General features: G+C 30.0%; 9 protein-coding genes. 6 read left to right on the top strand and 3 right to left on the bottom strand.

What is annotated here, in order from left to right:
* Nucleotides 1-72: 72 nt before the first annotated feature.
* From V7R38_RS08120 to V7R38_RS08110, 3 genes are all read left to right on the top strand, one after another.
* Complete coding sequence (locus V7R38_RS08120) at nucleotides 73-2,976, top strand: FAD-binding and (Fe-S)-binding domain-containing protein (protein ID WP_334057424.1); 2,904 nt, start codon at nucleotides 73-75, stop codon at nucleotides 2,974-2,976.
* A gap of 48 nt (nucleotides 2,977-3,024) precedes the next feature.
* Complete coding sequence (locus V7R38_RS08115) at nucleotides 3,025-4,296, top strand: MFS transporter (protein WP_334057422.1); 1,272 nt, start codon at nucleotides 3,025-3,027, stop codon at nucleotides 4,294-4,296.
* A gap of 145 nt (nucleotides 4,297-4,441) precedes the next feature.
* Nucleotides 4,442-4,888 (top strand): hypothetical protein, encoded by a 447-nt coding sequence (locus V7R38_RS08110; RefSeq protein WP_334057421.1) that lies wholly within the window; start codon nucleotides 4,442-4,444, stop codon nucleotides 4,886-4,888.
* Nucleotides 4,889-4,958: 70 nt separating this feature from the next.
* On the opposite strand, the gene V7R38_RS08105 is transcribed toward V7R38_RS08110, so the two are convergent.
* The gene (locus V7R38_RS08105) at nucleotides 4,959-5,798 is read right to left on the bottom strand and encodes an OmpA/MotB family protein (protein WP_015480521.1); all 840 of its coding nucleotides are present in this window, start codon (nucleotides 5,796-5,798) and stop codon (nucleotides 4,959-4,961) included.
* 60 nt (nucleotides 5,799-5,858) lie between these two features.
* The gene (locus tag V7R38_RS08100; RefSeq protein WP_334057418.1) at nucleotides 5,859-8,495 is read right to left on the bottom strand and encodes a valine--tRNA ligase; all 2,637 of its coding nucleotides are present in this window, start codon (nucleotides 8,493-8,495) and stop codon (nucleotides 5,859-5,861) included.
* Between the two features lie 124 nt (nucleotides 8,496-8,619).
* On the opposite strand from V7R38_RS08100, the gene V7R38_RS08095 reads away from it, so the two are divergent.
* Nucleotides 8,620-9,027 (top strand): DUF1573 domain-containing protein, encoded by a 408-nt coding sequence (locus tag V7R38_RS08095; RefSeq protein WP_334057416.1) that lies wholly within the window; start codon nucleotides 8,620-8,622, stop codon nucleotides 9,025-9,027.
* Here V7R38_RS08095 and V7R38_RS08090 read toward each other — a convergent pair whose 3' ends face one another.
* Complete coding sequence (locus V7R38_RS08090) at nucleotides 9,028-10,365, bottom strand: aspartyl protease family protein (protein WP_334057414.1); 1,338 nt, start codon at nucleotides 10,363-10,365, stop codon at nucleotides 9,028-9,030.
* 151 nt (nucleotides 10,366-10,516) lie between these two features.
* On the opposite strand from V7R38_RS08090, the gene V7R38_RS08085 reads away from it, so the two are divergent.
* Both V7R38_RS08085 and murB read left to right on the top strand, forming a co-directional pair.
* Nucleotides 10,517-11,707 carry a pyridoxal phosphate-dependent aminotransferase gene (locus tag V7R38_RS08085; protein WP_334057412.1) on the top strand — a complete coding sequence of 397 codons (1,191 nt, stop codon included), beginning with the start codon at nucleotides 10,517-10,519 and terminating at the stop codon, nucleotides 11,705-11,707.
* Nucleotides 11,708-12,718 carry a UDP-N-acetylmuramate dehydrogenase gene (gene murB, locus V7R38_RS08080; protein WP_334057410.1) on the top strand — a complete coding sequence of 337 codons (1,011 nt, stop codon included), beginning with the start codon at nucleotides 11,708-11,710 and terminating at the stop codon, nucleotides 12,716-12,718.
* The last annotated feature ends 48 nt before the right edge of the window (nucleotides 12,719-12,766 follow it).

Genomic DNA, 12,766 nt, shown 5'->3' with positions numbered 1-12,766 from the left:
AACCTTCTTACAGATTGCAATAATTGATAATATTATTCAGATATTTGTAAAGAAGATAGTTCACTTTTTTAGATGATTTCAAACACAACTTTAGATAGCTTAAACAATTCACTTTCAGGAGATGTTTTGTATGATGATTTACACAAAACATTGTATGCTACAGATGCCTCTGTGTATAGAAAAATTCCTTTAGCAGTTGCATACCCTACCAATGAAAAAGACATAAAAGTTTTAATTGATTTTGCTACTAAGAACAATATCACATTAATACCAAGAACTGCAGGTACATCTTTAGCAGGGCAATGTGTAGGTGATGGAATTGTAGTTGATGTTTCAAAACATTTTACAAACATTATAGCTTTTGATGAACTATCTAAAACCATTACTTTACAGCCAGGAATTGTAAGAGATTCTTTAAATGGATTTTTAAAACCATATGGTTTATTCTTTGGCCCAAACACCTCTACTTCTAACAGATGTATGATTGGTGGTATGGTTGGTAATAATTCCTCAGGTAGTACTTCTATAAAATACGGTGTCACTAGAGATAAAGTAATACAAATCAACGCAATTTTAAGTGATGGAAGTACTGCTGTTTTTAAAGAAATAACATCTCAAGAGTTTATTCAAAAAACCAAACTAGATACTTTAGAAGGTAAAATTTACAAATCAATTATTGATGAACTTTCACCAAAAGAAGCTCAAAGTGAAATACACAATGAGTTTCCAAAACCAGCTATTCACAGAAGAAATACAGGTTATGCAGTAGATGAGTTTTTAAAATCAGACTTGTTTGGTGGAACAGAAAAAACCATAAATGTTGCAAAGTTTTTAACGGGTAGTGAAGGTACTTTAGCCTTTACAACCGAAATTACTTTACAGTTAGATGACTTACCTCCTACCGAAAGTATTATGGTTTGTACTCATTTTAAAAGTATTAATGAGAGCTTACAAGCTACTGTTATTGCAATGAAACATAATTTGTACAACTGTGAACTGATGGATAAAACCATCTTAGATTGTACAAAAAACAATAGAGAATTAGCAAAAAATAGGTTTTTCTTACAAGGTGATCCTGAAGCAGTTTTAATGCTAGAAGTTGCTGCAGAAACATTACTAGAGGCACAATTATTAGCAGATAAATTAATTGCAGATTTAGCTAAAAATAATTTCGGTTATCATCATCCAAAAGTATATGGTAAGGATATTGCAAAGGTACATTACTTAAGAAAAGCAGGTTTGGGGGCTTTAGGAAATATGGTTGGAGATCAAAAAGCAGTGGCATGTATCGAAGATACAGCTGTAGCCTTAGAAGATTTACCAAACTATATTGAAGAGTTTACTCAAATTATGGCAAAATATCAGCAAAATGCAGTGTATTATGCACATGCAGGGGCTGGAGAATTGCATTTAAGACCAATTCTAAACCTAAAGAAAAAAGCCGATGTTGTACTTTTCAGGAAAATTACCACAGAAACAGCAGAACTTGTAAAAAAATACAAAGGTTCTTTTTCTGGTGAACATGGAGATGGAATTGTTCGTGCAGAATTTATTCCTTTAATGATTGGCGATAAAAATTACCAGTTGTTAAGAAGAATCAAAAAAGCTTTTGACGCAAACAATGTTTTCAATAAAGGTAAAGTAACTGATGCTTTTGCCATGGACGAAAATTTACGTTATGAGATAGATCGTAAAGAACCAGAAATTGATACTATTCAAGATTTTTCGGATAGTAAAGGTATTCTAAGAATGGCTGAGAAATGCAATGGTTCAGGTGATTGTAGAAAACCTGTTGAAGCAGGTGGAACAATGTGCCCAAGTTATAGAGCAACCAAAGATGAGAAAGATACAACCAGAGCAAGAGCCAATACTTTACGTGAAGTTTTAACGAACAACAAAGAACAAAATAAATTTAATTCTGCAGAGTTAAAAGAAGTGTTAAGCTTATGTTTAAGTTGTAAAGCGTGTGCTTCTGAATGCCCAAGTAATGTGGATGTAGCTACAATGAAAGCAGAATTTCTTTATCAATATCAAGAAGAAAATGGCTATTCTTTTAGAAACAAACTTTTTGCCAACAATGTTAAGTACAATAAACTAGGTAGTATAGCTCCTTCAATTACAAATTTGGTGTTAAATACTTCTTTAACTAAAGCTATTATGGGAGTCGCCCAACATAGAAGCGTACCAAAGTTAGCTCCTAAAACCTTAAAGAAATGGTATACTAAGCAATCATTTACTTCTAAAACTTACAAAAAAACAGTTTACTTGTTTTGTGATGAGTTTAGTAACTATTATGATGTAGAAATTGGAAAAGATGCCTTTATATTACTTCATAAACTTGGCTATGATTTAAAAATGATAAATCATGCAGAATCAGGGAGAAGTTTTATTTCTAAAGGATTTTTAAAGGAGGCAAAAGCAGTATGTAATTTAAATATTGATTATTTTAAAGATATTGTAACTGCGGATACACCTTTAATTGGCATTGAACCCTCAGCAATTTTAACGTTTAGAGATGAGTATTTACGTTTGGCTGATGATAAAAAAGCCGCTGAAAAAATTGCTAAAAACACCTTTACTTTCGAAGAATTTTTAGCAAATGAAATTAAAAAAGGTAATATTAATGATAAGCTGTTTACTCAAGAAGAAAAGCAACTAAAGATTCATGGTCATTGTCATCAAAAAGCATTGTCAGGAACAAGTTCTAGCTTTCAAATTATGAATTTACCTAAAAATTATAAGGTAACAATCATGAATACAGGATGTTGTGGAATGGCTGGTTCTTTTGGTTATGAGAAAGAACATTATGATGTTTCAATGCAAGTTGGTGAAGACACATTGTTTCCAAAAGTTAGAAATTGTAGTTCAGAAACCGAAATTGTAGCTGCAGGTACAAGTTGTAGACATCAAATTTATGATGGTACTAACAGAATTGCAAAACACCCAATTACAATTTTAAAAGAAGCCTTAATTTAATTAAAGTCAGTTCTATTTTTGTATTTTTAAAGTCTAACCTAGAAAACTTTGATACAAAAGAAAAAAATTGCATCCATGTTCTCCTTAATCATAGCAGGAGAAGCCATTTTTCTATTACCTTTTATTTTAATGCGTGTGTTTAAACCTGTAATTAGAGACGCCTTTTTAATTTCAGATGCTCAAATAGGTGAAGCACAAGCCCTATATGGAATTACTGCTGTTGCTTCTTATTTTTTTGGGGGTTTTATTGCAGACAAATATGAACCTAGAAAATTACTAACACTCTCGCTAATTCTTACAGCTTTAGGTGGATTTTGGTTAACATTAATGCCATCTATCATTGGTTTAAAAGCACTTTATGCATTTTGGGGAGTATCTACCATACTTTTATTTTGGTCTTCTTTAATAAAGGCAACTAGACAATGGGGTAACCAGAATAATCAAGGTATTTCTTTTGGTTTATTAGATGGGGGTAGAGGTTTTTTTGCTGCAACCATTGCTTTATCTGGAGCAGGAATTCTAACTTATTTTTTTCCAGAAAAAGGAATTGAAATTACCTTTGAACATAAAGTAGAAACCTTGCAATACATTATTGGCTCTATCACAACTATTGTTTTTGTAATAGCTTTATTAGTTTGGCTATTTATTCCGAAAGGAAAATCGGAGTTTGAAGAGAGCAAAGAATTTCAATTTGACTTTAAAAAGGGATTTAGTTTAATGAAGCAGAAAAAGGTAATTTATCATTCTATAATAATATTTTGTGCTTATTGTTCTTATAAATTAACGGGTGTTTATGGCACATATGCAAAAGATGTCTGGAATTACAGCCTTGAAGAAGCTACTTATTTTGCAGTTCTTATTCAATATATTAGACCAATAGCAGCAATAACAATTGGTTGGATTGCAGACAAGTATATGCCTTCAAAAATTATAATTCCAAGTTTTTCTTTACTTATTATTGCTTCTTTACTATTAGGATTGGGTTTATTTAAAACCTTACCAATCGCTTTATCTTTCAGCACATTTATAATGATGGCATTAGGTACGTATGCCTTAAGAGGGTTGTATTTTGCTATTATCGAAGAAACCAAAACTCCAATTCAATTTACAGGAACATTAGTTGGTATTATTTCTGTAGTTGGTTTTACTCCTGATATTTTTATGTCTTTGTTTAACGGTTATATGTTAGGCGAAAATCCAACAATTGTTGAATATCAGCATTTATTTACAACATTTACCATTATTCCTATTGTTGGTTTATTAGCTACATTAAGGTTTAGAAAAGCCATCAAAACCACTAAAAACCAACATATTAAATAATAAATTCTTGTATTATTTTATTTTTAAGAAGTAAAAAAACAAAGCCCAATTTTTATCTTAAAATATAGTTTTAGACTTTCTTTAAGACAGTTTTGTTAAAATTTAACTATTTTTGTTTAAAGATTAACTAAAAACTATAAACACTATGTCAAAAGAAAAAATTATATTCAAAAATGCAATATTAATCGTCTTAATGATTGGAGGATTCTTTTTCCTATCTAAAGCTTTAGGCTTAGAGGGTAATCCTTATTTAAGATTTGTAAATTTAATATTTGTATTGATTGGTATTAGACAAGCTGTTAAAACAAATATTGAAACAAATAACATGACTGGTTATGCCAAGAATGCAGGTGTTGCCTTTGGTACTTCTATTATAGGAGTATTATTATCTACATTAGGAGTTTTAGTATATATTGAATTCATAAATCCTGAATTTTTAAGTACAATGAATAATTCATTTTTAATAGGAGGAGATTTATCTATATACGAATTGTTATTTACACTTGTAATTGAAGGTATTGCTTCATCTGTAGTAGGTTCATTAATTGTAATGCAGTTTTATAAAAATCATGGAAAATCTGAAGATGTATAAAAAATCATTATTATAAATAAAAAAACACTCCAAATTGGAGTGTTTTTTTTTGACCTATTTTTTGTAAACGTTACTTTTCGCTATTTAAAAGTGCAAAAAACTTATTAATATTAGGTAGAATAACAATTCTAGTTCTTCTATTTTTCGCTCTATTTTCAGAGGATGTATTTGGCAATAAAGGCACAGTATCTCCTCTACCAGAAGCAATTAACCTACTACCATCAATCTTAAATTTATTTTGCAATAAACGAACAATTGAAGTGGCTCTTTTTACACTTAAATCCCAATTGTCTTGAACTGTTGCATTGCTAATTGATTGAGAGTCTGTATGCCCTTCAATCATTATATCAATACTTGGCTCAGACTCTGCAATATCAGCAATTTTAGTAATTAAAGAAAGTGCACTTTCTTTAACTCGATAACTACCTGTGTTAAACAATAGTTTATCTGAAACAGAAATCATAACCACTGTTTCATCTATATCAATGTCTAGTTCATCTGAGTTTAATAGTTCTGCTTCACCCAAAGTTTGAGTAATAATATTATAAGATAAAGCTAGATTTAGTGAATCTTTTAAAGTTTTTGCTTCTGCTAATTTTTTAGGATCCACCTTAGCTAGAGTTGCATCCATAATTGCTCTGCCTTTATCAGAAATAACAATATTATCGCTATTTACATCAAATTTTAAAGCATTTTCTTCTTCTAAATTTGCATTATCGTCTTTTAAAGAATTGATTTTATCATAATACATTTCAACTCTTCTGTCTATTTCTTCTTGCTTTAATTGTAGCTTTTGAAGATTGCCTTTAGCATCTGTATATTTATTTTCTAACTCGACATATTTCTTTTTAGAAACACAAGAAGTCATCATTAACATACAAATTGATACTGGTAAAATTAAATTTCTCATTTCGTTTTATTTTTAGGAGAAATTAAATATAACCAATTTATTATGGATGGCTAAAAGATTTTATTTTAAAGAATTTAAACTACCAATAATGGTTTCTATTTTAGCTAGAGTATCTGCCTCTTTCTTGCGTTCTAAAGTAATTACCTTTTCTGGTGCATTAGCAACAAAACGTTCGTTAGATAATTTCTTTTGAATACCTACTAAAAAGCCTTGGGCTCTTTTTAATTCTGCAGATAATTTTTCAATTTCAGCTTCAACATCAATATTGGCAGCAGAAATAGGCACAAAATATTCGTTAGATTTTACTCTAAAAGATGCTCCATCAACTTTTTCTGACACATAATTTATAGTTGACGTATTTGTAAGTTTTTGAATTATACTATCAAATTTAACAGATGAATTAGAGTTATTAACTACATACAATTCTACTGCATCTTTAAACGCAATATTCTTATCTTTTCTAATAGTTCTAATACCAGAAATTACACCTGTTGCAAATTCAAACTCATTAATAATATCTGCATCAAGCTCTTTTTGAACAGGATATTTTCCGATAATTAAGGCTTCTTCAGAAGTTCTTTCTGCTATAAATTGCCAAATTTCTTCAGTTAAGAATGGCATAAATGGATGCAGAACTTTTAAATTGTTTTCTAAAACTTCAATAATTGCATTAAAGGTTACTTGATCTATTGGATGTTGATAGGCTGGCTTCACAATTTCTAATAACCATGATGAAAAATCATCATTTATTAGTTTATAAATGGTCATTAAAGCATCAGACAGTCTATATTTAGAAAAGTGATCTTCAATTTCTGCTAAAGCTTTTTGAAACTTAGCTTCATACCAAGATAAACCAATTTTTGCAGTTTCTGGCTGCTCTAAACTGGCATCTACCTCCCAACCTTTTATCAAACGAAAAGCATTCCAAATTTTATTGGCAAAACCTTTTCCTTGCTGGCATAAGTCTTCATCGAATAAAATATCATTTCCTGCAGGTGCACTTAATAACAATCCAACTCTTACACCATCTGCACCATAATCATCAATTAATTTTAATGCATCAGGAGAGTTCCCTAAAGACTTAGACATTTTGCGTCTTTGTTTATCTCTAACCAAACCTGTTAGATAAACATTTTCAAACGGTTTAGCGTCTTTATATTCATAACCTGCAACAATCATTCTTGCTACCCAGAAAAATAAGATATCTGGTCCTGTAACTAAATCGTTTGTTGGGTAATAATATTTAATTTCTTCGTTTTCAGGGTTTCTAATTCCGTCAAAAACAGACATTGGCCATAACCAAGAAGAAAACCAAGTATCTAAAGCATCTTCATCTTGTTTTAAATCAGACGTTGTTAATGCTGTATTTCCTGTTTTTTCTTTTGCTAAAACTAAAGCTTCTTCTATATTTTCTGCTACAACAAAATCTTCTTTTCCATCTCCATAGAAAAAAGCAGGTATTTGCTGACCCCACCAAAGTTGACGAGAAATGTTCCAGTCACGAACATTTTCCATCCAATGACGATAGGTGTTTTCGAATTTCTTAGGTACTAAGTTAATTTCAGTGTCATCACCTAAAACAGCATCTATTGCAGGTTTTGCTAAATCTGTCATTTTTAAAAACCATTGATCTGATAACCTTGGTTCAATAACAGCTTTTGTTCTTTCGGATGTACCAACTTTATTCGTATGTACTTCAGTTTTTACTAAGATTCCTTTTTCTTCTAATTCCTTGGCTATCTCTTTACGAACTACAAAACGATCTTTACCTTCATAATGCAATCCAAAAGAGTTTAAAGATGCATCATCATTAAAAATATCTATTACTTCTAACTGATGTTTATCTCCTAAATTTTTATCATTTTCATCATGAGCAGGAGTTACTTTTAAGCAACCTGTACCAAATTCTAAATCTACATATTCATCCTCAATAATAGGAATTACTCTATTACATAAAGGAACAATTGCCTTTTTCCCTTTTAAATGAGTAAAACGTTCATCATTTGGATTGATACAAATTGCAGTATCTCCAAAAATGGTTTCTGGTCTTGTTGTTGCAATAGTTAAAGTGTCTTCTGAACCTTCAATTTTATATTCTAAATAATATAAATTACCTTGTCTTTCCTCATGAATTACTTCTTCATCAGACAATGTAGTTTTGGCTTCAGGATCCCAATTTACCATTCTATAACCTCTGTAGATTAAACCTTTGTTGTACAAATCAACAAAAACCTTAATTACAGATTCAGACATTTCTGGATCCATAGTAAAAGCGGTTCTTTCCCAATCACAAGAAGCACCCAACTTTTTAAGTTGTTCTAAGATAATTCCACCATATTCATCTTTCCAATCAAATGCATGTTGTAAAAACTCTTCTCGAGTTAAATCGCTTTTAGCAATACCTTGCTCTTTTAATTTAGCTACAACTTTAGCTTCTGTAGCAATAGATGCATGGTCTGTTCCTGGCACCCAGCAAGCATTTTTACCTTGTAAACGTGCACGTCTAATTAATACATCTTGAATTGTATTATTAAGCATATGACCCATATGCAAAACCCCTGTAACATTTGGTGGAGGAATTACAATAGTATAAGGTTCTCTTTCATCTGGAGTTGAATGAAAATAATTATTTTTCATCCAATAAGAATACCACTTATCTTCTACCTTACTTGCATCATATTTAGATGGAATTGCCATACTTTGGAATCGTTTTTGATATATAGTTGGCAAAAATACAATTCTCTTTTTTGTAGAGAAAATTAGCCATTGATTTTTTAAAATAAAATATAAACCCTAATTTTACAGTATTAAACCCTTAGTTATGAAAGTATTCGGATCTTTTTTAGTTGTTTTTTTAATTTCTTTTTCCATAAATGCTCAAGAATTTAAGTTTGAAAAAGAAACTATAGATTATGGTAAAGTAAATAAAGGTTCTAATGGCGAGCGTACTTTTGTGTTTACAAATGTGGGTGATGCTCCTTTAATAATTAAAAATGTAAGATCTACTTGTGGTTGTACAGTGCCTAAAAAACCAGAGCAACCAATTATGCCTGGAGAAAAAGGAGAAATTAAAGTTTCTTATGATACCAATAGAATTGGTGGTTTTTCTAAGTCGATTAATATTTTTTCGAACGCTAAGAATGCTAGAAAAGTAATTCGAATTAAAGGCGTTGTTCTAACAGGAGTTTCTATGGAGAAAGAAAAAAGTATTGTTTCTGATTCTCAATAATTAGATTTTTTTCTCTAGAAAAAATTCAAACTTCATTTTTTGCTCATTTCTTAAAACGGTTATCCTTATTCGTTTTTTGTCTCTTTCTTGAAATTTCTGATTGATAGATTCCAGTGTTAAATCTGCAGCATTTGCATTATTTAGCTTTAAAATGATATCACCTTTCTGAAGACCTGCAACATGACTTGGTGAACCTTTAACCACATTTCTTATTTTAAAGGATGGTTTAAACTTATAAGAAAAACTGCTAATAAAATTAATTGTTTTACTGTTTTCAGATCCTTTGCTAACAGGATTTGAAACTATGGTTTTTCTTTTTTTCACCAATTGTTTTCCACTGTAAATAACATCTAAGCCACTCATATTGTAATCAAAACCATTAGTTAAAGAACCATTTTTTTTCAACATTAATTTCTGATTAGCATAATCAAACCAAACAATGAATCGCTTTAAAATACCAGCACCTATACTTCCATTTCTATCTTTTACACTCCTTGCGTTTTTGGTGGAAACTGAATCTAGAAAAGATACAGTTGGCTCTTTAACTATATAATTACCCAATTGTACAGCTGGAATTCTACTTCTTTTGCCATAAATAGTACCACTTAAACCTTCACCTAATATATCTGTAAAAAAACGATTTGGCGTTTGAATATTGTATTTGGAATTTTCGAACAACCAAAGTGCATCACTACCTCCTGTGTCTATCAATAATTTAACTTTGGTAAGTTTATTACCAATAGTGTCTAACTTTATATCTGTATTTATATAAGGTTTCTTTCGATGAAATGTTAACGGAAAAACTTCGCAATTTCTGCAGGCTTTGAGTTTAACTTTTTTAGGGTTGTAAAAGTGAATATACTTTGTTTTGTAATTGATTTTAACAATAAAATTTTTAAGTAAATCATAACCCAAAATCCCATGGATTGTAATTCCCATTTTACCAGATAAATCAAAATAATCTCTTAGAATTACATATACAGATTCATCATTACTTTGAATATTATCTACAGAAATTTTATTGCTTTTAGACATTAATGCTTCTACAGCATCACCTTTACCTAAGCCTTGAAGTTTAATTTTCTCTAAATTATTTAAACCTAAACTATCATTTTTGGTGATGTTAAAAAGAATGGTTTTAGTAACACCAGAATCTAAAATAAACGATACCTTTTTATCATTAATTTTAAGAGGTACAACTATTAAATTATTTATCAATTTAAACTTAACACTAACTTTCTTTTTCTTCTGATTCAAAAACCGAAAACCTTCTTGTGCTTCTGTATTGATAAACCAGAATATGAAAAGTAAAATAAATATGGATTTTCTATGTTTCAAATGCTTCTTTTAACTTATCTATTTAAATATACAAATTATGATTTGCTTTATTAAAAAAATGAGTGGGAAACCTTTTAAAGATTATGAAATTTAACAAGACTTTTAAAATTAATTTCGCAAATTTGCAGGAAAATTTAAGTAAAAAATTATTATGCCTTCAATATCTATCAAAGGACTTCATATGCCAGAATCACCAATTAGAAAATTGGTGCCATTTGCTGAAAATGCGAAAAAGAGAGGAACTAAGGTTTATCATTTAAATATTGGTCAGCCAGATATTAAAACACCTCAAATAGCTTTAGATGCTGTTAAAAACAACACTATAGAAACCTTATCTTATGCACGCTCTGAAGGTTCTGAAGAATACAGAACTAAATTGGCAAACTATTATGCAAACCATAATGTGAATGTATCTGCAGATAATATAATTGTTACTACAGGTGGTTCAGAAGCCTTACTTTTTACTATTGGTAGTATAACAGATGCAGGTGATGAAATAATTATTCCTGAACCTTTTTACGCAAATTATAATGGGTTTTCTACAGCTTCTGGAGTAACAGTTGTACCTGTAATTTCAAAAATTGAAGATAATTTTGCTTTACCAAAAATTGAAGATTTTGAGAAGCTAATTACAAAAAATACAAAAGCTATTTTAATTTGTAATCCTGGAAATCCTACAGGATACATGTACTCTAAAGAAGAGATTCTAAAATTAAAAGAAATTGTTTTAAAACATGATCTTTTTCTTATTGCAGACGAAGTTTATAGAGAATTTGCTTATGATGGTTTAGAGCATACCTCAGTAATGGCTATAGAAGGTTTAGAAGATAATGCTATTGTAATAGATTCAGTTTCTAAAAGATATAGCATGTGTGGTGCAAGAATTGGTTGTATTGTTTCTAAAAATGAAGCATTTATAGCAACAGCTATAAAATTTGCACAAGCAAGATTAAGCCCACCCACTTATGCTTTAATTGCTAGTGAAGCTGCTTTAGATACACCTCAAAGTTATTTTGATGATGTAAAAGCGGAATATGTTCAAAGAAGAGATACTTTAGTTGCTGAATTACAAAAAATAAAAGGTGTAAAAGTAGCCATACCAAAAGGTGCTTTTTATTGTGTTGCTGAATTACCAGTTACAGATACTGATGATTTTGCAAAGTGGATGTTAGAAAGCTTCAACTACAATAACGAAACTGTAATGGTTGCACCAGCAAGCGGATTTTATTCTACTGAAGGTGAAGGAAAAAATCAAATTAGAATGGCATACGTTTTAAAGAAGGAAGATTTAATTAGATCTGTAGAAATTCTTAAGAATGCCCTAGAAGCTTATCAAGCATAATTGAATATCAAAGAAAACATATCATTAAAAGAGTACAATACTTTTGGTATTGATGTAAATGCAAAACGATTTGTAAGTGTAAATTCAGTTTACCAACTACAACAATTACTTAAAGCAGAAAAAAATGTATTTCTAATTTCTGGAGGTAGCAATATGCTGCTTACTAAAGATATTGACAAACTAGTTGTACATATTGATTTTAAAGGAATATCAATAGATAAAGAAGATGATGATTTTGTTTATTTAACAGTAAACGCAGGAGAAAATTGGCATGATTTTGTTTTGTATTGTGTAGCTCAAAATTATGGAGGATTAGAGAATTTAGCCTTAATACCTGGTAATGTTGGTACTTGCCCAATACAAAATATTGGGGCATATGGTGTGGAAGTTAAAGACACCATAACAAAACTAGAAGCTGTTAATCTAGAAACTACAAAGTTAGAATCATTTTCTAATGAAGATTGCAATTTTGGCTATAGAAATTCAATTTTCAAAAACTCAGTAAAGGGGAAATATGTAATTACTTCAGTTGCGTTTAAATTAACCAAAAGAAATCATAATTTAAATACTTCTTATGGTGCTATTGAAACTGAATTGGCTTCTAAACAAATTACTGAACCAACTTTAAAAGATATTTCAGATGCAGTTATTGCAATTCGAAAATCAAAATTACCTGATCCAAAAGAAATAGGAAATAGTGGAAGTTTTTTTAAAAATCCTGTGATTTCTAAAACACAGTTTTTAGAAATTCAAAAAGAGTATCCTAATACACCTAGTTATATCATTTCTGAAAATGAAATAAAAGTACCTGCTGGCTGGTTAATAGAAACTGCAGGTTTTAAAGGTAAACGTTTTGGAAATTATGGAGTTCATGAAAAACAAGCTTTGGTGCTTGTAAATTATGGCAATGCTTCTGGAAAAGAAATTTACGCTCTTGCTCAAAAAATTCAAAACGAAATTCTCAATCAATTTAAGATCGATTTAGAAATTGAGGTAAATATTATAAAGTAAAAAACCTTGTATTAAATACAAGGTTTCTTCTGTAAGTATTCCCCCAAA

Origin of the sequence: Polaribacter sp. P097, assembly GCF_036864555.1 — a bacterium.
Classification (GTDB): domain Bacteria; phylum Bacteroidota; class Bacteroidia; order Flavobacteriales; family Flavobacteriaceae; genus Polaribacter.
The sequence above is the reverse complement of the archived record's forward strand: the minus strand, read 5'-3'. Positions and strand labels throughout refer to the sequence as shown.